Origin of the sequence: Streptomyces sp. JH002, assembly GCF_050916115.1 — a bacterium.
Taxonomy (GTDB): domain Bacteria; phylum Actinomycetota; class Actinomycetes; order Streptomycetales; family Streptomycetaceae; genus Streptomyces; species Streptomyces xiamenensis.
The window spans coordinates 678,177-699,812 of record NZ_CP087989.1; the positions used below are offsets into that span (position 1 = coordinate 678,177).

15 protein-coding genes and 1 pseudogene are annotated in these 21,636 nt (G+C 74.0%); 7 read left to right on the forward strand and 9 right to left on the reverse strand.

The window, feature by feature from the left end:
* The first annotated feature begins 47 nt into the window (after positions 1–47).
* On the forward strand, positions 48–3,263 hold the full coding sequence (locus tag H7827_RS02775) for a S8 family peptidase (protein WP_432742366.1): 3,216 nt from the start codon (positions 48–50) through the stop codon (positions 3,261–3,263).
* Positions 3,264–3,374: 111 nt separating this feature from the next.
* Here the strand turns inward: H7827_RS02775 and H7827_RS02780 are convergent.
* Positions 3,375–3,677 (reverse strand): annotated as a pseudogene (locus H7827_RS02780) (helix-turn-helix transcriptional regulator); the annotation flags it as partial.
* A 253-nt stretch (positions 3,678–3,930) separates the two neighbouring features.
* On the opposite strand from H7827_RS02780, the gene H7827_RS02785 reads away from it, so the two are divergent.
* Positions 3,931–4,881, forward strand: a complete 951-nt coding sequence (locus tag H7827_RS02785; RefSeq protein ID WP_432742368.1) for a TIGR01777 family oxidoreductase — start codon at positions 3,931–3,933, stop codon at positions 4,879–4,881.
* A gap of 49 nt (positions 4,882–4,930) precedes the next feature.
* On the opposite strand, the gene H7827_RS02790 is transcribed toward H7827_RS02785, so the two are convergent.
* Positions 4,931–6,385 (reverse strand): short-chain fatty acyl-CoA regulator family protein, encoded by a 1,455-nt coding sequence (locus tag H7827_RS02790; protein ID WP_432742370.1) that lies wholly within the window; start codon positions 6,383–6,385, stop codon positions 4,931–4,933.
* A gap of 195 nt (positions 6,386–6,580) precedes the next feature.
* On the opposite strand from H7827_RS02790, the gene H7827_RS02795 reads away from it, so the two are divergent.
* The 3 genes from H7827_RS02795 to H7827_RS02805 are packed head-to-tail and all read left to right on the forward strand — an operon-like array spanning position 6,581 to position 10,154.
* Positions 6,581–8,089: an MmgE/PrpD family protein gene (locus H7827_RS02795; RefSeq protein WP_432742372.1), complete on the forward strand. Its 1,509-nt coding sequence runs from the start codon at positions 6,581–6,583 to the stop codon at positions 8,087–8,089.
* Positions 8,089–8,994, forward strand: a complete 906-nt coding sequence (prpB, locus tag H7827_RS02800) for a methylisocitrate lyase (RefSeq protein ID WP_030731377.1) — start codon at positions 8,089–8,091, stop codon at positions 8,992–8,994. The genes H7827_RS02795 and prpB overlap by 1 nt, the downstream gene beginning before the upstream one ends.
* A gap of 20 nt (positions 8,995–9,014) precedes the next feature.
* Positions 9,015–10,154, forward strand: coding sequence for a bifunctional 2-methylcitrate synthase/citrate synthase (locus tag H7827_RS02805; RefSeq protein WP_432742374.1), 1,140 nt, complete (start codon positions 9,015–9,017; stop codon positions 10,152–10,154).
* A gap of 13 nt (positions 10,155–10,167) precedes the next feature.
* Here the strand turns inward: H7827_RS02805 and H7827_RS02810 are convergent, their stop codons facing one another.
* The 4 genes from H7827_RS02810 to H7827_RS02825 are packed head-to-tail and all read right to left on the reverse strand — an operon-like array spanning position 10,168 to position 15,443.
* Positions 10,168–11,529, reverse strand: coding sequence for an MDR family MFS transporter (locus H7827_RS02810; protein WP_432742376.1), 1,362 nt, complete (start codon positions 11,527–11,529; stop codon positions 10,168–10,170).
* The gene (locus H7827_RS02815; RefSeq protein ID WP_432742378.1) at positions 11,526–13,367 is read right to left on the reverse strand and encodes an ABC transporter permease subunit; all 1,842 of its coding nucleotides are present in this window, start codon (positions 13,365–13,367) and stop codon (positions 11,526–11,528) included. The genes H7827_RS02810 and H7827_RS02815 overlap by 4 nt, the downstream gene beginning before the upstream one ends.
* Before the next feature lie 5 nt (positions 13,368–13,372).
* Positions 13,373–14,878 carry an ABC transporter substrate-binding protein gene (locus tag H7827_RS02820; RefSeq protein WP_432742380.1) on the reverse strand — a complete coding sequence of 502 codons (1,506 nt, stop codon included), beginning with the start codon at positions 14,876–14,878 and terminating at the stop codon, positions 13,373–13,375.
* A 28-nt stretch (positions 14,879–14,906) separates the two neighbouring features.
* The gene (locus H7827_RS02825; RefSeq protein WP_432742382.1) at positions 14,907–15,443 is read right to left on the reverse strand and encodes a GNAT family N-acetyltransferase; all 537 of its coding nucleotides are present in this window, start codon (positions 15,441–15,443) and stop codon (positions 14,907–14,909) included.
* A 147-nt stretch (positions 15,444–15,590) separates the two neighbouring features.
* Here H7827_RS02825 and H7827_RS02830 point away from each other — a divergent pair, with 147 nt between their 5' ends.
* Positions 15,591–16,502: an NADP-dependent oxidoreductase gene (locus H7827_RS02830; RefSeq protein ID WP_432742385.1), complete on the forward strand. Its 912-nt coding sequence runs from the start codon at positions 15,591–15,593 to the stop codon at positions 16,500–16,502.
* A gap of 74 nt (positions 16,503–16,576) precedes the next feature.
* On the opposite strand, the gene H7827_RS02835 is transcribed toward H7827_RS02830, so the two are convergent.
* Positions 16,577–17,404, reverse strand: a complete 828-nt coding sequence (locus H7827_RS02835) for an alpha/beta fold hydrolase (RefSeq protein ID WP_432742387.1) — start codon at positions 17,402–17,404, stop codon at positions 16,577–16,579.
* 275 nt (positions 17,405–17,679) lie between these two features.
* Here H7827_RS02835 and H7827_RS02840 point away from each other — a divergent pair, with 275 nt between their 5' ends.
* Positions 17,680–19,890, forward strand: coding sequence for a catalase (locus H7827_RS02840; RefSeq protein WP_432742389.1), 2,211 nt, complete (start codon positions 17,680–17,682; stop codon positions 19,888–19,890).
* A gap of 41 nt (positions 19,891–19,931) precedes the next feature.
* Here the strand turns inward: H7827_RS02840 and H7827_RS02845 are convergent, their stop codons facing one another.
* Together H7827_RS02845 and H7827_RS02850 are read right to left on the reverse strand one after the other, a co-directional pair.
* Complete coding sequence (locus tag H7827_RS02845; RefSeq protein WP_386541335.1) at positions 19,932–21,107, reverse strand: zinc-dependent alcohol dehydrogenase; 1,176 nt, start codon at positions 21,105–21,107, stop codon at positions 19,932–19,934.
* A gap of 254 nt (positions 21,108–21,361) precedes the next feature.
* The gene (locus H7827_RS02850) at positions 21,362–21,625 is read right to left on the reverse strand and encodes a gas vesicle protein K (protein ID WP_386541336.1); all 264 of its coding nucleotides are present in this window, start codon (positions 21,623–21,625) and stop codon (positions 21,362–21,364) included.
* Positions 21,626–21,636 lie beyond the last annotated feature (11 nt).

Below are 21,636 nucleotides of genomic sequence, written 5' to 3' on the forward strand. Positions count from 1 at the left end.
GGCACTGCTGTGGAGGTTCGTTGAAAGCGCGGAAGAAGAGAACGGGCGTGGTGGTCACCGCCGCGGGGACGGTCCTGGCGCTGACCGCAGGGCTCGGTGGCGCCGCCGCCACACCCCTCGCACCGCTCGGCGGTGCCACCGGCGGCACCTCGGTGACCCTGATCACCGGTGACCGGGTGCTGCTCGACGCGGCGGGGGACATCCTGACGGTGCTGCGCGGCGAGGGACGCGAGCACATACCGGTACGCGTGACCGAGCGGGACGGCGCGACGCTGGTGATCCCCTGGGACGCGCAGGCGCTCATCGCCGAGGGAACGGTGGACGAGGCCCTGTTCGACCTCACCGAGCTGACCCGGGAGGCGTACCGCTCCTTCGAGGGCACCCCGGTCATCGTCAGCTACACCGACGGATCACGCCAGGTGGCGCGCGACGTGCGCGCGGAGGACGACGTCGAGGTACGGGCCCGCTTCACCACCCTGGACGCGGACGCGCTCACGGTGGCGGACGAGAGCGGCCCGTCGCTGTGGGAGACGCTGACCGATGACGGCGAGGGCATGTCCCTGGCCGCCGCCGAGGGCATCGAGACGGTCTCGCTGGACCGGGTCCGGCAGGCGAGCCTGGACCACAGCGCCGGGCAGATCGGCGCGGACCGGGCCTGGGAGGCCGGGTACGACGGCAGCGGGGTGACGATCGCCGTTCTGGACACCGGGATCGACGCGGATCACGGCGACTTCGAGGACAAGATCCTGGGCGCCGCGAACTTCACCGACGGGGACGCCGAGGACACCGTGGGGCACGGCACCCATGTCGCCTCGACGGCCGCCGGGAGCGGCGAGCGCTCCGGTGGCACCTACCGCGGCATCGCTCCCGGCGCCGACCTGCTGGTCGGCAAGGTGCTCGGCGAGTACGGCGGTCTGGACTCCTGGATCCTGCAGGGCATGGAGTGGGCCGTCGAAGAGGGCGCCGACATCGTCAACATGAGCCTGGGCGGCCCGGTCTTTCCGGACGACGACCCGCTGGTGGAGGCGATCGAGCGGCTGTCGGACGAGCACGGCACGCTGTTCGTCGTCGCGGCCGGCAACAGCGGCCCGAACGAGGGGACGGTGGACTCCCCCGGGGTGGCACCCGCCGCGCTGACGGTGGGCGCCGTCGACCGTCAGGACGCGATCGCCGATTTCTCCTCCGTGGGACCGGCCCCCTTCGACGCGGCCCTCAAGCCCGATCTCTCGGCGCCCGGCGTGGAGATCGCCGCCGCCTCCGCGGCCGGCAGCGAGATCGAGCTGGTCGGCACTCCGGTCACGGACGGCTACACCGCCATCTCCGGCACCTCGATGGCGACCCCGCACGTGGCGGGCGCCGCGGCGCTGCTGCTCCAGAAGAACCCGGAGTGGACCGGCGAGCAGCTCAAGGCCGCGCTGATCGCCTCGGCCGTCGACATCGACGCCGCACCGGTCCACACCGGAGCGGGGCGGCTGGATGTGAGCCGTGCGCTGGAGCAGACGCTGACCGCCGACAGCAACAGCCTCAACTTCGGCTCGGTGGCGTTCCCGTACGGCGGCGCGGACCGCGTCGTCCGGGAGATCACCTACCGCAACAGCGGCACGGAGGACGTCACTCTGGAGCTGGCTGTCTCCGGCGCCGCGCCCGAGAAGCTGTTCGCGCCGGCCAAGGACTCGGTGACCGTTCCGGCCGGTGGCACCGCCACCGTCGAGGTGACCGCCGACCCCGCCGCCGTCCCGGACTCCGCGACCGGCAACCACGGCCTGGTCGTCACCGCGAGCGCCGGCGGAGAGCAGGTCCTGCGTACGGCGGGCAGTATCACGCTGGAGCCCGAGATGCTGGACGTCACGGTCGAGATCACCGGCCGGGACGGAGAACCGGCGGAGGGCGCGCGGCTGTTCGTCGAGGGGGCGTGGGACGGCTTCAACGTGCTGAGCGAGAACGGTGTCGCCCACGGCCGGGTGCCCGCCGGTGAGTACCTGATCGAGGTCCTGTCCCCGAGCCCCTGGGACGCGGAACCGGACGACCTCAGCGTCGACTGGGCCATGGCTCCCTCGGTGACGGTGGCCGAATCCACCACGTTGCAGGTGGACCTGCGGGAGGCGGAGCGGCTGGACTTCACCGCGCCCGACCCCGATGCCGAGCTGAACGAACTGGCCGGCACCTACGAACTCCCCGGGATCTCCTGGTGGATGTGGTACTTCGGCGCCCCTGCGGAGGGGGTCAGCAGCCTGTCGATCGGCGACGGGGGCAGCGACGCCTTCACCATGGCCCTGGTGTCCCAGCACACGGGTCCCGGCGGGGAGCAGTACCACGGATACCGGTCCCTGACCGGGCAGTTCCCGACGGGGCTGGCCAACCACCCCGAGCCGTCCGACATGGCGCACGTCGCCGCGACGGCCGGCACCCGCACCGAGGGCTACGAGGGCTGGGTCGGCGCGGCGTCGCCGGAGTTCGGCCTGGGCCTCGGCGCCGACACCCCGCTGCCGGCCACGGTCGATCTCCATCTCCAGTCCGGCACCCCGTGGAGCCTGTCCAGCACCGTGTTCGACGCGGAGGGCACGCCCGTCCAGAACTCCTCGTACCCGGAGCGGACCTTTCCGGCCGGCGAGACCTCCGAAGCGTCCCTCAACACGGGTGTGTTCGGGCCGGCCTACCCCATGGGGCACGCCTTCCTGCGGGAGGGCAACCTGCTCATGGCCGACCTGTCCCTGTTCGCGGTGGGCAGCGCGTGGAGCGGCTGGGCCGACGCCGACGAGGGCCGTACCCGGGTCTACCGCGACGGCGAACTCCTGCGCGACATACCCGCCCCGCTCGCCAACTTCCTCTTCGGGGTACCGGCCGGTGAGTCGGAGTACCGGATCGTGTCCACGGCCTCGCGCGGGTACACGGACCTGTCCACCGAGGTGACGGTCGACCACACCTTCACCTCGGCGACCACCACGGCCATGGAACCGGTCGCGGGGCCGCTGGCCGTGCGCTACACCCCCGCCCTCGCCGCGGACAACACCGCGCCGGCCGGCGAACACGGCTTCTCCGTACCGCTGTCGGTGGAGGGCGGCACGGCCGTCACCCTCACTGTGGAGACCTCGGTGGACGGCGGGCAGAACTGGACCACCGTCCATGACGGGGCCGGCGACATCTCCGCGGTCGAGGTGGACAACCCGGCGGCCGGCGGAAGCGTCTCGCTGCGCGCCACCGCGGTGGACGCGGCCGGCAACCGCACCGTCCAGACCATCACGGACGCCTATCCCACCCGCTGAACCGCACGCACGACAAAGGGCCTTCTCCCCGCGGGAGAAGGCCCGTCGTGCTCCGGTGCTCAGGGCGGCGGCCACCGGTCCGGCCGCCGCCGGCCCGGTGGGCTGCCGCGATCACGCGCGCAGCCGCGAGCGGTACTCGCCGGGGGGCATGCCCCGGGCACGCCGGAAAGCACGGCTGAAAGCGTGCAGGGAGGCGTAGCCGACCGCACCGGAGATCGACTCGACCGGTTCGTCGGTGTCGCGGAGCCGGACGGACGCCAGGTCCATGCGCCACTGCGTCACGTACGCGCCCGGCGTCTGTCCGAGGGCGGACCGGAAGTGCCGGGACAGCGTCGTCCGGGAGACCGCCGTCGCGGCCGCCAGGGACGCCGTCGTCCAGGGGTGTTCCGGTCGGGCGTGGACCCGCTTCAGGGCGCGCATGGGTGGGGTTCCTCTCTCGTGGATGCGCCGGAACACGCGGCGCGGCAACGGACGGAGTACGTGCGGGCCGCACTGCCGCCTCCCTGAAACCCTACGCAGCACCGGCAGGGCCACCAGCCCCGTGAGAGCCGATCGGTTGACGATCTGTAGCAGGGCGGCCCGCCCCCGTCCCGGTGAGGGGCGACCGGGTACGGGCCCGTCATCCAGGCTTCGCTAGGCTGGAGTTCCACCGCTGAGGGGGGATCCGATGCGCTGTGTGATAGCCGGGGGAACCGGGCAGGTCGGCAGGATTCTGGACCGGGCGCTGACCGCCGCGGGACACGAAGTCACCGTCCTCACCAGGAGCCCGGCCCGCGACCGCGAGGTGTACTGGGACGCGGTCACGACAGGCCCGTGGACCCGCGTCCTCCACGGCAGCGATGTCGTGATCAACCTGGCCGGGCGCAGCGTCAGCTGCCGCTACACCGACGCCAATCTGCGCACGATGATGGACTCGCGGGCGCGCTCGGCCGAGGTCATCGGGGAGGCGGTCGCGGCGTGCGCGCGGCCCCCCGCCGTCTGGCTCCAGATGAGCACCGCCACGGTCTACGCCCACCGGTACGACGCCCCGCACGACGAGGCCACCGGGGTGATCGGCGGGCGCGAGGACGGAGTCCCGGGGTACTGGGCGTACAGCGTGCTGATCGCCAGGAACTGGGAGCGCGCTCAGGAGGCGGCCGACACCCCGCACACCCGCAAGGTCGCGCTGCGTTCGGCGATGGTGATGAGCCCGGACCGGGGCGGGGTGTTCGACTGGCTGCTGTGGATGGCGCGGCTTGGCGTGGGTGGTCCGGTGGCGGGCGGCGCCCAGTACGTCTCCTGGATCCACGACCGGGACTTCGTACGCGCGGTGGAGTTTCTTGCCGCCCGGGAGGATCTGTCGGGGCCGGTCAATCTGGCGGCGCCCGAGCCGCTTCCGCAGCGCGAGTTCATGCGGGAGCTGCGCGGGGCCTGGGGCCGGCGGCCGGGGCTGCCGGCCACCGCGTGGATGGCGGAGCTGGGCGCGTTCGCGCTGCGCACGGACACCGAACTGCTGCTCAAGAGCCGCCGCGTGGTGCCGGGCCGGCTGTGCGAGGCCGGCTTCGACTTCCGCCATCCGCGGTGGCCCCAGGCGGCCGCGGACCTGGTGCGGCGGGTCCGGGCCGCGCGTACCGCCTGAACCCGGGCGCCCGGCGCGCCACTCGCTCACCGCCGGTCCGCCGCCCGTGTCAGGGGCCGGCGCTCTCCACCTGGTAGGGCGCGTACGGCCGGCGGTCGGGGTCGATGGCCAGCCGTCCGGCGGCCGGCGGGCGGGCACGCTGGGCGCAGTCGCGGCGTTCGCAGATCCGGCAGCCCAGGCCGATGGGGGTGGCCGCCTGCGGGTCGTTCACGGCGATGCCCCCGGCGTACACGAGCCGGTGGGCGTGGCGCAGTTCGCAGCCGAGCGCCACGGCGAACTCCGCGCGCGGCGCGTGGTGGCCGAAGCCGCCCCGGGTGATGGTCCTGGCGACCCAGAAGTACCGCTTGCCGTCGGGCATCTCGGCGACCTGGGTGAGGGTGCGTCCGGGCGCGGAGAACGCCTCGTACACCGTCCACAGCGGGCAGGTGCCGCCGAGGCGGGAGAAGTGGAAGTCGGTGGCGGACTGCCGTTTGGAGATGTTGCCGGCCCGGTCCACGCGCAGGAACGAGAAGGGCACGCCGCGCCGTCCCGGGCGCTGGAGGGTGCTCAGCCGGTGGCAGACGGTCTCGAAGCCGACGCCGAAGCGGGCGCAGAGCAGTTCGATGTCGTAGCGCACTTCCTCGGCTGCGGTGTGGAAGGCGGTGTAGGGCATCAGGAGGGCGCCGGCGAAGTAGTTGGCCAGGCCGATGCGCGCCAGCGCCGTGGACTCCGGCGAGGTGAGGTCGGCGGCGCTGTCGGCCAGCAGGCTCAGCAGCGGGCCGTGTTCGAGCAGGGCCAGCTGGGTGGCGAGCTGGAAGGCGCGCCGCCCTTCGCTCAGCCAGGGCGACAGGAACAGCAGACCGGAGTCCGGGTCGAAGCGGCGGGCGTCGGCGGCCCGCCCGGTCGCGGCCCGCAGCACCCGTACGCCGTGCCGCTGCGCCAGCCGTTCCGTGAGCGGGTCGGCGGCGCCGCCGGGGCGCAGTCCCAGGGCCTCGGCGGTCCGTTCGGCCTCGGCGTCCAGCGGCTCGAAGTGGTTGTGGTGGGCGTAGAAGAAGTCGCGGACCTCGTCGTGCGGCTCGGCCCCCGGGCGCAGGGTGCCGCCGCCGGTGCCCGGGGCGGCGACGGCGGCCAGCGCGGCGGCCTGTTCCGCCGTGTCGCGGTAGCGGCGGTGCAGGGCGACCAGGGCGCGGGCCACCTCGGGGTGGTCGCGGGCGGCCTCGGCGATGTCCTCGGGGGCGGGCGGCGGGCCTCCGCACGCCTCGTCCGCGAGCGCGGCCCGCAGTTCGGTGGCCAGCCGGTCCTCCCCGGCCGCCGAGAAGTAGGCGGCGTCCACGCCGAAGACCTCGGCGATCCGCAGGAGGACGGGGGCGGTGAGCGGTCGCTGGCTCTGTTCGAGCTGGTTGGCGTAGCTGGTGGAGATGCCCAGCGCGCGGGCCATGTCGACCTGGTTCATGCCGTGCTCGCGCCGCAGCCGGCGCAGCTTGGCGTGGGCGTAGATCTTGTGGGGGTCGGGTCGGCGGGGCATGGCGGTGCCTCCTCGGCGCGCGGCAGCGGTGGCGAACATAGCATCCGCACCCTTCGCAGAATTCGCGGATTCACCCCTTCGCGCGGGACGGATTCCGCACCCGGGAGCGGTGGCACGGCGCACCCGCGGCGGGCAGGGTGCTGCGTACCGGCCCCTTGTCACGGCCGGCCCGCCCGCCCCCGCCCGAGGAGTGCCGTGATCGAGCACCGCGTCCGTGTCCACCCCAGCGCCGACCTGCTGGCGCGCGAGGACCAGCTCGCCTGGAAGCTCGCCGCCGTGGCCACCGCCACCGAGGAACCGGACGCCGACAGCGCCGCCATGGCCGTCAACCGGGTGATCGACAACGCCTCGGTCGCCGTCGCCTCACTGCTGCGCCGCCCGGTCGCCGTCGCCCGCGCCCAGGCCACCGCACACGGCGCGGCAGCCACCGGTGCCTCGGTGTTCGGCACCGGCGCCCGGGTCTCCCCCGAGTGGGCCGCCTGGGCGAACGGCACCGCCGTGCGCGAACTCGACTTCCACGACACCTACCTCGCCGCCGACTACTCCCATCCCGGCGACAACATCCCGCCGCTGCTCGCCGTCGCCCAGCACACCGGGCGCACCGGCGCCGATCTGCTGCGCGGCGTCATCGCCGCCTACGAGATCCATGTCGCCCTGGTCAAGGGCATCTGCCTGCACGAGCACCGCATCGACCACGTGGCGCACCTGAGCGCCGCCACCGCCTGCGGTCTGGGCGCGCTGCTGCGGCTGCCGACCGCGACCGTGTACCAGGCGGTGCAGCAGGCGGTGCACACCACGACCGCCACCCGACAGTCCCGCAAGGGCGAGATCTCCAGCTGGAAGGCGTACGCGCCGGCCTTCGCCGGCAAGGCGGCTATCGAGGCGGTGGACCGGGCGATGCGCGGCGAGCGTTCCCCCTCCCCCGTGTACGAGGGCGAGGACGGATTCCTCGCCTGGATGCTGGACGGCCCCGGCGCCGACTACACCGTCCGGCTCCCCGCGCCCGGCAAGCCGCGCCGCGCGATCCTGGAGACGTACACCAAGGAGCACTCCGCCGAGTACCAGGCGCAGGCCGTCATCGACCTGGCGCGGCGGCTGCGCGGGCGGACCGGGCCGCTGGAGCGGGTGCGCTCGGTGGTGCTGCACACCAGCCACCACACCCACCACGTGATCGGCTCCGGTGCGAACGATCCGCAGAAATACGACCCGGAGGCCAGCCGCGAGACCCTGGACCACTCGGTGCCCTACATCCTCGCCGTCGCGCTGGAGGACGGCGGCTGGCACCACGAGCGCTCCTACGCACCCGAACGCGCCCGCCGCCCCGGGACCGTCGCACTGTGGCGCAGGATCTCCACCGTGGAGGATCCGGAGTGGACCCGCCGGTACCACGACCCGGACCCGGAGCGCCGCGCCTTCGGCGGGCGCGCGGTGATCACCCTGGAGGACGGCTCGGTGATCGAGGACGAACTCGCCGTCGCCGACGCCCATCCGGCCGGGGCCCGCCCCTTCGACCGCGCCGCGTACGCCGGCAAGTTCCGCACCCTGGCCGAGGGGATCGTGACCCCGGCGGCCCAGGACGGTTTCCTGTCCACGGCGGAGCGGCTGGCCGAGCTGTCCCCCGGGGAGCTGGCCCGGCTGTTCCCCGCCGTCGACGAAGAATCCGTCGCCGCGTACGACGCGACGCTCCCGAAGGGCCTGTTCTGATGCTGCACACCCGCACCACCCCCGCCGGACGCCGCCGCGCGCTGCGCGAACGGCTGGCCGCACCCGACCTGCTGGTGATGCCCGGCGCCCTCAACCCGCTCTCCGCCCGCCTCATCCAGGACACCGGCTTCGAAGCCGCCTACCTCTCCGGCGCCGTCCTCGCCGCCGACCTGGGGCTGCCCGACATCGGACTGACCACCTCGGCGGAGGTCGCGGCCCGCGCCCAGCAGACCACCCGCGTCACCGATCTGCCGGTCCTCATCGACGCCGACACCGGCTTCGGCGAACCGATGAACGCCGCCCGTACCGTCCAGCTGATGGAGGACGCGGGGCTGGCCGGCCTCCATCTGGAGGACCAGGTCAACCCCAAGCGCTGCGGCCACCTCGACGGCAAGTCGGTGGTACCGCGCGAGGAGATGACCCGCCGGGTGCGGGCCGCGGTCGACGCCCGCCGCGATCCGGACTTCCTGCTGATGGCGCGCACCGACGCCCGCGCCGTGGAGGGCCTGGCCGCCGCGATCGACCGGGCGAAGGCGTACGTGGACGCCGGGGCGGACGCGGTCTTCCCCGAGGCCCTCGCCGACGAGGGCGAGTTCGAGGCGTTCCGCAGGGCCGTCCCGGTGCCGCTGCTCGCCAACATGACCGAGTTCGGCAAGGGCCGCCCGCTGAACGCCGCCACCCTCCAGGATCTCGGCTACGACATCGCCCTGTACCCCGTCACCCTGCTGCGGCTGGCCATGGGCGCGGCGGAGGAGGGGCTGCGCACCCTGGCCGCCGAGGGAACCGTTCAGTCCCTGCTGCCGCGCATGCAGACCCGCTCGCGCCTGTACGAGCTCCTGGGCTACCGGGAGTACACGGCCTTCGACTCCGCCGTCCACGACTTCACTCTCCCGCCCGGCACCTGACGCTCCGGAGGCACCCGCCCATGACCACCCTCGCGCCCGGCATCCACCGCGGCCTCGCCGGCGTCGTCGTCGACGCCACCGACATCTCCACGGTCATCCAGGAGTCCAACTCCCTCACCTACCGCGGCTACCCGGTCCAGGACCTGGCCGCGCGCCGCTCCTTCGAGGAGGTCGCGTACCTGCTGTGGCACGGGGAGCTGCCCGATCCGGCCCAGTTGGCGGACTTCCGCTCCCGCGAACGCGCTCTGCGCCCGCTGGACCGCACCACCGCCGAGGTGCTGGCCCGGCTGCCGGAAACCTGCCATCCCATGGACGTGCTGCGCACCGCCGTGAGCTTCTTCGGCGCCGAGGACCCGACGGAAGAGGACGGCAGCCCGGCCGCCCACCACGCCAAGTCGCTGAACCTGCTGGCGAAGCTGCCCACGGTGGTGGCGGCCGACCAGCGCCGTCGCCGGGGGCTGCCCCCGGTGCCGCCGGACCCCGCTCTCGGGTACGCGGAGAACTTCTTCCACATGTGCTTCGGCGCCGTACCGGACCCCGAGGTGGTGCGCTGCTTCGAGATCTCCCTGGTGCTGTACGCCGAACACGGCTTCAACGCCTCCACGTTCACCGCCCGTGTGGTGACCTCCACGCTCTCGGACCTGTACAGCGCGGTCACGGCGGCCATCGGCGCGCTCAAGGGCCCGCTGCACGGCGGCGCCAACGAGGCGGTGATGCACATGCTGGCGGAGATCGGCGACCCCGCGCGGGCCCCGGAGTGGCTGGCCGCCGCGCTGGCGGAGAAGCGCAAGATCATGGGGTTCGGGCACCGGGTCTACAAGGACGGCGACTCCCGGGTGCCGATCATGCAGCAGGCGCTGGACGCTCTTCTCACCCGTGGGGCGCACCCGGAGACCGCCCGGCTGGCCGCGCTGCACGCCGCGCTGCGGGAGGCGATGCTCGACCACAAGGGCATCCACCCGAACCTGGACTACCCGGCCGGGCTCGCCTACCACCTGATGGGGTTCGACACCCCGGTGTTCACGCCGCTGTTCGTGATGAGCCGCATCACCGGCTGGACGGCGCACATCACCGAACAGCTGGCGCACAACGCGCTGATCCGGCCGCTGGCCTCGTACACGGGGCCGGAACAGCGGGCGGTGCCGGCGGTCACCGGGTAGGTGAGGGCGCCCGTCACCCGCCGGACGGCGGGGCGGGTTGCCGGGCGGCGTGCGGACCGGGGCCGGGACCCGGGTCGGGATTCGTGTCGGGGCCCGGGGCGGGGTGCGTGTCGGGCTGCGGTCCGCGCGGGAGCACCAGCACCGCCAGCGCGGTGACGGCGGCCAGGACCAACCAGGGCACGGCGGGCGGCAGCCCCAGCTGGAACAGCCCGCCGGTCGCCGAACTGCCCACCAGGACCAGCAGCCCGGAGACCGAGGACAGCGCGCCCATGTACAGGCCGAGCCGTCCCCGGGCCGCGAAGTCGGGTACCCACGCCCGGGCGGCCGGCACGATCAGCATCTGGCCCACCGTCAGCAGGACCACGAATCCGGCGGCGGGCAGCAGCCCGGCCGGGCCCGTCCAGCCCGCCGGGCGGGCCAGCGCCACCACCGCGAACCCGGCCGCCACCAGCAGCAGTCCGGCCGCCATCGAGCGGCGCGGATCCAGCCGGTCACCCACCAGGCGGCTGACCGGCAGCTGGGCGCAGACCACCAGCAGCGAGGAGAGCGCGAACAGCCAGGACAGCGGCGCCTGCGAGCCGGCCGCCCGCTCCACCTCCTGCGGTAGGGCGAGATACAGCTGGTTGTAGGCGAGCAGATAGCCGCCGTACGCGCAGCACAGGGCGAGGAAACGGCGGTCGCGCAGCAGGGGCGCGAACGCGCCGCCGGCCGGGGCCCGCTCCCGGCCGGGGATGTGCTGCGGCATCAGCCGCGCGTGGCCGGCCAGGACGAGGACGAAGACGGCCGCCCCGCACAGGCACGCGGTGCGGAAGTCGACGGCGAGCAGCAGCCCGCCCAGCAGCGGTCCGACGAACGCCCCGGCCTGGCCGGCCGCCGAGAACAGGGCCAGGACCCGGGTGCGCGGGCCGTGCCCCGACGCCTCCCACTCCACGGCCTGCCGGGCCACCTCGGATTCGACGGCCGGGGAGAACAGCGCGGCGGCGAAGCCGATCAGCAGCACCGCGCCGATCACCGCCCAGGTGGCCGTCGCGTAACCGAGCCACACGAAGCCGGCGATCCGCAGCGCGCAGCCGGTCAGGACGGCGGGCCGCACGCCGTAGCGGTCCACCAGCCAGCCGCCGGCCAGGAACAGGCCCTGCTGGCTGAAGGTGCGCAGTCCCAGGACGAGGCCGACCAGCCAGCCGGCCATGCCGATCGCCGTCCCCAGGTGCGCGGCGAGGAAGGGCAGTACGGCGAAGAAGCCGAGGTTGAAGGCGAGTTGGGTGGCGATCAGCAGCCGCGGCAGGGGCGGCAGCCGCCGCCACACCCGCTCGCGCGGTGGACGGGACCGCCCTCCGGGGCGGGGAGCCAGGATCCGGGCGACGAGCCGGCTCATCGCGCCACCCCTTCGGCCGGGGCCCGGGCGGCGGACACCGCGGCGGGAGCGGCGACGGGGAAGCCCGGCACGGCCGGTGTCGCCCGCCGGCGGCGCACCCGGGGCAGCCGTACCCCGCCGGCCGCCGTCACCGCGAGGGCGCCGAGCAGGGCGAGGGCGGCGGCGGGCGTCAGAACCGTCCACGGCGCGCGTTCGACGTAGGGCTGGTTCTCGGAGAGCAGCAGGCCCCACTCGGGCGAGGGCGGCTGCGCGCCGAGTCCGAGGAAGCCGAGGGCGGCGAGGCTGAGCGCGATGCCGGGCAGCCGGATCAGGGCGTGCCGGACCACCGGCGGCAGTACGGCGGGGAGCAGCACCCGGCGCAGCAGATGACCGGGGCCCGCTCCCAGCGCGCGCGAGGCGGTCACGTGCGGGGCGGCGCGTTCCTGCCGCAGCAGTGCGGAGGTGTGCGCGGCCAGCGCCGTCCAGGCGACCGCGGCCACCGCCAGCGCCGGGACCCACGGCCCGCCGCCCAGCAGCCCGGTGATCAGCAGTGCGGCCGGTACCGGCGGGACGGCGTTGACCGTGTCCACCAGCGGGCCGGACAGCCGGGGCAGCAGCCCGAGCAGCACGCCGGCCAGCAGGGCGGCGGCGCTCACCGCCAGCGCGGTGCCCAGGGTGCTCAGCGCGCCGTGCGCGACCCGCGCCAGCAGGTCGCGGCCGAGCGCGTCGGTGCCGAACGGGTGGGCCCAGGAGGGTGGTTGGAGGCGGGCGGTGGTGTCGAGCGCCAGCGGGTCGCGGGGCAGGCCGAGGCCGATCAAGGCGGCGAGGGCGAGCCCGTAGCCGAGGGGCGCGAAGCGTGGTTCCCGGCGGGTGGACCGGTACGCGGAGTGCAGGGCGCCGTCGCGCAGCGCGGGGCCGATCAGCCGCTGTGCGCCGAGCCGGGCGAGCGCGGCGGCCACCGCCGCGAGGGCGACGAGGGTGAGGATGCCGGTCTGGAGCACGGGGAGGTCCTGGGCGAGGGCGGCGCGCAGGGTGAGCCGTCCGAGCCCCGGGATGTCGAATATCTGCTCGACGGCGACGGCGCCGCCGGTCAGGCCGACGACGAACAGGCCCAGGTTGGGCAGCAGTCCGGGCACGCAGCGGCGCAGCGCGTGCCGGGCCACGGCGGCCGGCGGGATGCCGCGCGCCACGGCGGCCGGCAGCCAGGGTTCGGCGTACGCGGTGGGCAGCAGGTCGGCGAGCAGCCGCCCGAGCACCGCGCCGGCGGGCAGCCCCAGGGCGAGCGAGGGCAGGATCATCCACTGCGGGCCGTACCAGCCGAGTGCCGGCAGCCAGCCCAGTTGCACGCCGATGACGGAGGCCAGGACGGAGGCGAGCAGGAACTCGGGGAGCGCGGCGAGCACGGCCGAGCCCGTACCGCCGGGGCGCCGGGCGTGAAGCCGCCGCCGGGCGCCGTGCCACAGCGGGCGGGCGCAGATCGCCGCGACGGTGGCCAGGGCGACGGCGAGGGCGCCGGCCATCAGCAGCAGGGAGACGCCCAGGGCCTGTCCGACGGCGGGCAGAACCTCGGTGCCCGACACCCAGGACCGGCCGGCGTCGCCGTGCGCCAGCCCGCCGAGCCAGCTGCCGAGCAGGGAGAAGGGCCCCTCGTCCAGGCCGAGGTCGTTCCGGATGGCGTCCAGCGTCTCCGGGGTGGGCTCGCGTTCGGTGGAGCGGGCCTTGAGGACGGTGAGCGCGGGGTCGGTGCGGGACAGCCACGGGAGCAGGCCGATCACGCCGATCAGGGCGGCGAGCAGCGCGAGCCGCCACAGTGCGGTGGCGGCGCGCCGCTCGGGCCGGTGGCGCGCGGTGGTCTTCACGGGTGTCAGCGCCGGGTTCCCAGGCCGACGATCTCCCGTTCGTAGGGGTCCAGGGCGACGCCGGTGACCCCGGCGGCGATGCCGGTCACGACCTTCAGATGGACGAGGGGGATCTCGGCGTCGGTGGCGAGGATGGCGGCCTCGGCGCGCAGCGCGGCGTCCTGCCGGGCGCCGGGTTCCGGCTGGGCGCGGGCCTCGTCGATGAGGGCGTCGATGTGGGCGTCGCACAGCGCGGACAGGTTGAAGCTGCCCTCGCAGGTGTAGCCGCTGGCGAGGACGGTGACCGGGTCGCCGGTGTCGAGCATGACGTTGCGGGCGAGGACGGCGGCGTCGAACGTTCCGGCCAGCAGGTCGCTCTCCAGCCGGGCGTAGGTGCGTACCTCCAGCCGTACGGTGAACCCGGCACGCTCCAGCTGCTGCTGGACCACCTGGGCGGCCTCGGGGAGTTCGGGGCGGTCGCTGTAGGTGGCGATGGTGATGCTCCGCCCGGTGGGGTCGGTGGCCCCGGCGCGGTCCCGCGGCGCGATCCGCTTGCCCTCGGCCCAGCTCAGCGCGGGCCCGAAGATGCCCTGGGCGGGCTGGGCGTAGCCCTCGTAGACGCCCTCGGCGACGGCGGTGGGGTCGATCGCCTCGCGGGCGGCGGCGCGCAGTCCGGCGTCCTCGAAGGCGCCCGCCGCGGTGTTGAGGAACAGGCTGGTGTTGCGGGCGGTGTCGACCTCGTGCGCGGTGCCCTCCTCCAGGGCGGCGACCTGGGCGACCGGTACGGCCTCGGCGATGTCGGCCTCGCCGGTGCGCAGGGCGTTGGCGCGGGCGGTGCCGTCCGAGATGTAGGTGGCGTCGATGCCGGACGCCTGGGCCCGGCCGCCCCAGTGGTCCTCGAAGCGGTCCAGGGTGGCGGCGGTGTCGCCGGTGATGGTGGTGAGTTCGAAGGGGCCGGTGGCGGTGCCGGCCGGGTTGACCGTGCCGTCCTCGCCGTAGGCGGCCGGGGCGAACACGGCCAGGCTCGGGTTGGTCAGCCGCAGCGGCAGCACCGGATCGGGCTCGGCGGTGCCGACCCTGACCTGCCGGTCGCCGATGGCCTCGGCGCTCAGCTCCACCCCGGAGATGGCCGAGGGGGCGGGGTCGGCTGCGGCGGCGCGGGTGAGGGCGGTGGCGACGGCCTGCGCGGTGACCTCGGTGCCGTCCTGGAAGGTGGCCTCGCGCAGGGTGAAGAGCCAGCCGGTGCCGTCCGGTTCGGCGCTCCAGGAGGTGGCGAGCGCGGGCACGGCGGTGCCGTTGGCGTCCAGCCGGGTCAGTCCCTCGACGACGCCGAGCCGGGACAGGTCGTAGGCGTCCATCCCGTACGGGGAGTAGTTCTCGGCGGGCGGGAAGGCGAGCGCGACGCGCAGCCGGCCGCCGTCGCCCGGGCCGTCGGGGCCCGCGGCCCGGCCGCCGTCGGAGGAGGCGAAGCAGCCGGTGAGCAGGGGGACGAGCAGCAGCCCGGCTATCAGCCGCGGGCGGGGAGATCTCATGATCCTCGTTCTGTCTTCCTGAGGCGGGTCAGAGAAGGGGGAGCTCGAAGTGCACGACGTCGCTGCCGGCGCCGGGCCGTTCCACCCGCTCGTCGCACACGATCTTGCCCAGGGTCTGCCACAGGGCCATCGCGCCGGACAGGTGGGCGTTCGTGTGCAGGTACACGGAACGGTAGCCGCCGTCCCGGGCGGCGAAGTCGAGCAGTTCGGTCACCAGCCGCCCGGCGAGGCCGCGCCGCCGGTGCTCGGGGCGTACGTACACGCGCCGCAGTTGTGCCGTCTCGCCCGAGGGGTAGCGGTCGGCCAGCCAGCGCGGGTTGGGGGGATGCGCCGGTCCGCGGGCGTCGAGCGCGCCGGTGGCGGCGACCGTCCCGTCGTGCGTGTCCACGGCGACGAGCAGGGTGTGCCGGGGCGGGCGCAGGTAGAACGATCCCGGGTCGATGATGTCGGCGTGCCAGCGCGGCACGTATCCGGCACCGAAGTCGCGGTACACGGTGTCGAGCATCACGGCCCTGACCTCGTCGAGGTCCGCGTCCGTGGCCGTTCTGATGCGGTAATCATGCACTTGCGAATCATACGCAGAAGGGTTCCGGCGGGAACGGCCCGGCCCCGGGTCACGAGAGCCGGCCCCCGGCCGGCCCGGCGTGGCGCGGCGGCGGGCGCGCCGGGCGGTGCGAGGGTGCTGGCGACAACGGCGAGAAGTGGTGGTGGTATGCCCAAGGCGGTGCTGTTCGACGCGTACGGCGGTCCCGAGGTGCTGCGGGTGGCGGACGTACCCGTACCCGAGCCGGAAGGGGACCGGGTGCTGGTGCGGGTGTGGGCCGCGGCCATCAACCCGGGCGAGGCGATGATCCGGGAGGGGCTCCTGCACGACCGGTGGCCGGCGACCTTTCCCTCGGGCCAGGGCAGCGACCTGGCCGGCGTGGTGGAGCGCACGGGCCCCGGGGCGCAGGGGGTGGCGACCGGCGACGAGGTCCTGGGCTACACCGACGAGCGGGCCAGCCACGCCGAGTACGTCAGCGTGCCGGCCGGGCAGCTGACCCCCAAGCCGCCGAACGTGCCCTGGGAGGTGGCGGGTTCGCTGGCCATCGCCGGCAGCACGGGGTACGCGTGCGTGCGCGCCGTCGCCGCCGGCCCCGGCGACCGGGTCGCGGTGGCCGGTGCCGCCGGGGGCGTGGGCTCGATCGCCGCGCAACTGGCGCGGCACGCCGGGGCGGAGGTGATCGGCATCGCCGGGCCCGCGCACCACTCCTGGCTGAGCGGGCGCGGGATCCAGCCGATGGGCTACGGCGAAGGGCTGGAGGAGCGGCTGCGCGCCGCGGGGATCGACGCGCTGATCGACACGCACGGCACCGGCTATGTGCGGCTCGCCATCGATCTGGGTGTGGCACCCGAACGCGTCAACACCGTCGCCGACTTCACCGACGGGCCGCGGTACGGGGTGCGGATGGACGGCGCGTCCGCCGCCACGGGCGCCGGGGTCCTCGCCGAACTGGCCGCGCTGGTGGCCGACGGCGTCCTGGAGGTGCCCATCGCCGCGACCTATCCCCTGACGGAGGTGAGGGCGGCCTACGAAGACCTGGCCACCGGCCACGTCGAGGGCAAGATCGTCCTGCTGCCCTGAGGGCCGGACCGTCCGCCGGGGCGGCCGTCACCCCGTCCCTGGAGCCGCCGGGCCCCGGCGGCTTTCCGGCGTGCTCAGCGGGCGAGGAACTCGATCAGGTCGGCGTTGAACCGTTCCTTGTCCCCGCGGACCATGGCGATGCCGTGCGAGCCGCCCTCGTACACCGTGAGGGTGGCGTCGTCGATCAGTTCGGCGGATTTCGCTCCGGTGGCGGCGAAGGGCACCACCTGGTCGTCGTCGCCGTGCACCACGAGGGTGGGGATGTCGAACTTCTTCAGGTCCTCCGTGAAGTCCGTGTAGGCGAAGGCGTCCACACAGGCCGCCCCGCCCTGGATCGTCTCGTCCATCGCCATGAGCCAGAACGCGTCCTTGTTGCCCTGCGTGACCTTGTTGCCGGGCCGGTTCGCGCCGAAGAATCCCTCGGCCGTGTCCTTCCAGAACTGCGAGCGCTCATCCAGGATGCCCTGCTTGATCTGGTCGAAGACCTCGTCCGGTACGCCCTCGGCGTTGCCGCGCGACCGGCTCATCAGCGGGGTGATCGCGGACAGCAGGACGGCCGAGCGGATCCGGCCGGTGCCGTGCCGGCCGATGTAGCGGGCGAGTTCACCGCCGCCCATCGAGTGCGCCACCAGCGTGACGTCCCGCAGGTCCAGGCCGGTGAGCAGATCGTTCAGGTCGTCCGCGAAGGTGTCGAAGTCGTAGCCGTCGAAGACGGGGGTGGAACGTCCGTGCCCGCGCCGGTCGTGCGCGAGGCCCCGGAAGCCGGCGTCGGCCACCGCCTTCAGCTGGTCCTGCCAGGCGTCGCCGCTGAGCGGCCAGCCGTGGATGAAGACGACGGGCCGGCCGCTTCCCCAGTCCTTGTAGAAGATGTCGACGCCGTCGCGAGTGGTGCAGATGGGCATGGCAGTCCCTTCCAGGTGCGCGCTGCGCGCTCGGTCTCGTGGGCCACCTCCCACCGTCGGCCGCTCACCCGGCCGGCGCATCCGTACCGCCCGCGCACTGCTCCATGCGGGTGACGGCGGCGACCGCGCGTGACGGAGGACCACGGCACGCGCCCGGAACACACCCGCCGGAGTGTCCTTGACCTGGCGCCGCCCGACTGCTCCAGTGAAGACGGTTTGTTCATTTTGTCCGGACATCGGACCACATCCGTCCCCGGCGACCCCAGGAGCCCTCCATGCCCGAGCCCTCCCGCGCCGCCGCCGACCAGGGCGACCCCCCGTCCGAGATCCCGGGACGGCCCGCCGCCCAGCCGCCCTCGCCCGCCGAGCCCACGCAGGTACGAGAGCCCCTGCCCTCCAAGCCGGACCAGCGCGGCCCCGCGACCGTCTCCCCCACCGGCCGGGCCACGGACACCGATCCGGAGCTCGCCTCCCAGGGCGGCGGATACCTGACGACGGCGCAGGGCGCCCGGCTGCCCGACTCGGACCACTCGCTGAAGGCCGGGCCGCGCGGCCCCATCCTGCTCCGGGACCACCACCTGCGGGAGAAGATCACCCACTTCGACCACGAGCGGATCCCCGAGCGGGTGGTGCACGCGCGCGGCGCCGCGGCGCACGGGGTCTTCGAGGGCTACGGCACCGCCGGCCACATCACCAAGGCCGCGTTCCTCGGCAAGGACGTCAGCACCCCGGTCTTCGTCCGCTTCTCCACCGTGCTCGGCTCGCGCGGCTCCGCCGACACCGTGCGCGACACCCGCGGCTTCGCGACGAAGTTCTACACCGCCGAGGGCACCTTCGACCTGGTCGGCAACAACATCCCGGTCTTCTTCATCCAGGACGCCATCAAGTTCCCCGACGTCATCCACGCCGGCAAGCCGCACCCCGACCGGGAGATCCCGCAGGCCCAGAGCGCCCACGACACCTTCTGGGACTTCGCCGGCCTGCACACCGAGGCCACCCACCACACCCTGTGGAACATGTCCGACCGCGGCATCCCCCGCTCGTACCGGATGATGGAGGGCTTCGGCATCCACACCTTCCGGCTGGTCAACGACCGGGACGAGACGACCCTGGTGAAGTTCCACTGGAAGCCGCGCCTGGGCGTGCACTCCATGGTCTGGGAGGAAGCGCAACTGACGGGCGGGATCGACCCCGACTTCCACCGGCGCGATCTGGCCGACGCGATCGAGGCGGGCGCGTACCCCCAGTGGGAGCTGGGCGTGCAGATCTTCGCCGACACCGAGGAACAGCTCTTCGAAGGCATCGACCTGCTGGACCCCACCAACATCGTTCCCGAGGAACTTGCCCCGGTGCACCCCATCGGGCTGCTCACCCTCAACGCCAACCCGGTCAACTACTTCGCCGAGACCGAACAGGTGGCCTTCCACCCCGGGCACCTGGTGCCGGGCATCGACATCACCGACGACCCGCTGCTGGCCGGGCGGCTGTTCTCGTACCTGGACACCCAGATCTCCCGGCTCGGCGGCCCCAACTTCGCCCAGCTGCCCATCAACCGCACCCACGCGCCGGTCAACGACATGCTGCGCGACGGGATGCACCAGACGGCCGTGCACCGGGGGGTGGCCCCGTATCGGCCCAACTCCCTGGACGGCGGCTGCCCGTTCCTGGCCGGGGCGGGTGAAGGGGCGTACATCGAGGTGCCGCGCGAGGTGCCGGCCGGCCGCACCGTGCGGCAGGCGGCGGCGAGCTTCGACGACCACTTCAGCCAGCCGCGCCGGTTCTGGCTCAGCATGACCCCGGTGGAGCGCGAACACATCATCGCCGCCTACACCTTCGAGCTGGGCAAGTGCTACGAGCAGGCCGTCAAGGAGCGGATGCTGGGGGTGCTGGCCCGCATCGACCCGGTGCTGTGCGAACGCGTCGCCGCCGGACTTGGACTGCCCGGCCCCACGCCCCCGGCCGAGCTGCCGTCGGTCCAGGCGTCCCCCGCCCTCTCCCAGCTGGGGAAGGAATGGCCGCTGGACGGCCGGGTGATCGGGATCGTCGCGGACGGAACGGACGGCCGGGCCCTCGAAGGGGTGCGCACCGTACGCCAGTCCGCGCTCGCGGCGGGACTGGTGCCGCTGGTCATCGCCGCGACCGGTGGGGTACTGGACGCGGAGAACGACCCGGTGACGGTGCAGCGGACGTTCGCCACCGCGCGCTCCGTGGAGTTCGACGCCGTCCTGCTGGCCGGCGCCCCGGCCGGCTCCGAACCCGACAGCGACGCCGTCAACCCGCGGGTGCTGCTGCTGATCGCCGAGGCCTACCGGCACGGCAAGCCGATCGGCGCCTGGGCCGGGGCGGACCCGGCCCTCGACGCGGCGGGCGTCCCCGCCACGGCGCCCGGAGTGGTGCACGCCGCGTCACCGCTGGCGGTGTGGGACGAGATCACCCGGCTGCTCGCCGGTCACCGGGTCTGGGAACGCTTCCCGGCATCCGCGTGACGCCCCCGTCATGACGCCGCCGCTGTCGCTGCCGCAGCCGTTCAGGGCCGGAGCACGACCTTGCCGGTCTCCTTGAGCTGGAACCGGTCGTACGCCTCCGGGGCCCGCTCCAGGGGCAGATGGTGGGTGGCGAAGTCGTCCACGCCCAGCGGATCGTCCTCGCCGAGCAGCGGCAGGATCTCCGGCACCCAGTGCTTCACATTGGCCTGCCCCATCCGCAGCGTGATCTGCTTGTCGAACAGGGTGAGCATCGGCAGCGGGTCGGCCATGCCGCCGTAGAGCCCGCTCAGGGCGATGGTGCCGCCGCGCCGCACCATGTCGATGGCCAGGTAGAGCGCAGCCATCCGGTCCACGCCCGCCTTGCCCGCCATCCGCTCGGCCAGCGCGGACGGCAGCAGTCCGGCCAGTCCCTGGAGCGTCGCACCCGCGGTCCCGCCGTGGGCCTCCATCCCGACCGCGTCGATCACCGCGTCCGGCCCGCGCCCCGCGGTGAGGTCACGGACGGCCGCCGCGATGTCCTCGTGCTCCTCCAAGTCGAGGGTCTGCACCCCGCGGGCCGCGGCCCGCTCCAGGCGGTCCGGCACCAGGTCGATGCCGATGACCTGACCGGCACCCCGGAAGCGGGCGACGCGGCAGGCCATGTCGCCGATCGGCCCCAGTCCCAGCACGGCGACGCTGCCGCCGGCCGGGACCGCCGCCTGCTCCACCGCCTGCCAGGCGGTCGGCAGCACATCGGAGAGATACAGATAGCGGTCGTCCGGCACCCCGTCGGGGACCTTGACCGGGCCGTACTGTGCCTGCGGGACGCGCAGATACTCGGCCTGGGCCCCGGGCACCGACCCGTACAGCTTGGTGTAGCCGAACAGCGCGGCGCCGCTGTCCCGCCCGCGTACCTGGGTGGTCTCGCACTGGGTCTGCAGTCCGCGCCGGCACATGAAGCAGGTGCCGCAGGCGATCTGGAACGGCACCACCACCCGGTCCCCGGGCGCGATGCCGGTCACTTCGGAGCCGATCTCCTCCACCACCCCCAGCGGCTCGTGGCCCAGGATGTCGCCCGGGGTCATGAACGGGCCCAGGACCTCGTAGAGGTGGAGGTCCGAGCCGCACAGCCCGGTGGAGGTGACGCGTATCAGGGCGTCGGTGGGCTGCTGCAGCACCGGATCGGGGACCTCGTCGACCCGGACGTCGCGCTTGCCGTGCCATACGGCGGCCTTCATGGGCCAGCTCCTGTCGTCGTCGGTGCGGAGGGGCGGGGCCGACGCCGGACGGGGCCGACGCCGGACGGGGCCACGGCGGACCGGCCGCCCGCTCGCCGGGGCCGCCCCTCCTCTCGTTGTGCTCCTTCCCCGCGCCCCCGGGTACCTCGCACGGCGGAGATCACACCTGCCCGTCACCCTCACCGCCGGCGACCGGAACCAGGGCGACGACACCGGCGGCGGGCGGGACGCACCACCGGCCGGGCCGGAACCGCTCAGTCGCGGGGCAGCAGGGAGCCCAGCGGCCCCAGATCGAGGTTCAGGTCCTCGGGCCGCAGGCCGAAGGTGGTACGGAGCTCACCCATCCGCTGCTCCAGCAGCATCAAGGTGGTGCCGATGCGGTCGACCTGCTCCTCGGAGAGTTCGCCCGAGTCCACCCGGCGCAGCGCCTGCCGTTCCATCAGCTGCCGCAACAGCTCCACCACGGTCAGCACCAGCGCCACCAGGTCGCGCCCCACCGAGCCCTCGTCCAGATCCATGCGGCGCTCCG

Coding starts and splice junctions, on each gene's coding strand:
- H7827_RS02785 (WP_432742368.1), top strand. CDS start 3,931: ATGCGCTGTGTGATAGCCGGGGGAACCGGGCAGGTCGGCAGGATTCTG.
- H7827_RS02790 (WP_432742370.1), bottom strand. CDS start 6,385: ATGCCCCGCCGACCCGACCCCCACAAGATCTACGCCCACGCCAAGCTG.
- prpB (WP_030731377.1), top strand. CDS start 8,089: ATGCTGCACACCCGCACCACCCCCGCCGGACGCCGCCGCGCGCTGCGC.
- H7827_RS02805 (WP_432742374.1), top strand. CDS start 9,015: ATGACCACCCTCGCGCCCGGCATCCACCGCGGCCTCGCCGGCGTCGTC.
- H7827_RS02810 (WP_432742376.1), bottom strand. CDS start 11,529: ATGAGCCGGCTCGTCGCCCGGATCCTGGCTCCCCGCCCCGGAGGGCGG.
- H7827_RS02820 (WP_432742380.1), bottom strand. CDS start 14,878: ATGAGATCTCCCCGCCCGCGGCTGATAGCCGGGCTGCTGCTCGTCCCC.
- H7827_RS02830 (WP_432742385.1), top strand. CDS start 15,591: ATGCCCAAGGCGGTGCTGTTCGACGCGTACGGCGGTCCCGAGGTGCTG.
- H7827_RS02835 (WP_432742387.1), bottom strand. CDS start 17,404: ATGCCCATCTGCACCACTCGCGACGGCGTCGACATCTTCTACAAGGAC.
- H7827_RS02840 (WP_432742389.1), top strand. CDS start 17,680: ATGCCCGAGCCCTCCCGCGCCGCCGCCGACCAGGGCGACCCCCCGTCC.
- H7827_RS02845 (WP_386541335.1), bottom strand. CDS start 21,107: ATGAAGGCCGCCGTATGGCACGGCAAGCGCGACGTCCGGGTCGACGAG.
- H7827_RS02850 (WP_386541336.1), bottom strand. CDS start 21,625: ATGGATCTGGACGAGGGCTCGGTGGGGCGCGACCTGGTGGCGCTGGTG.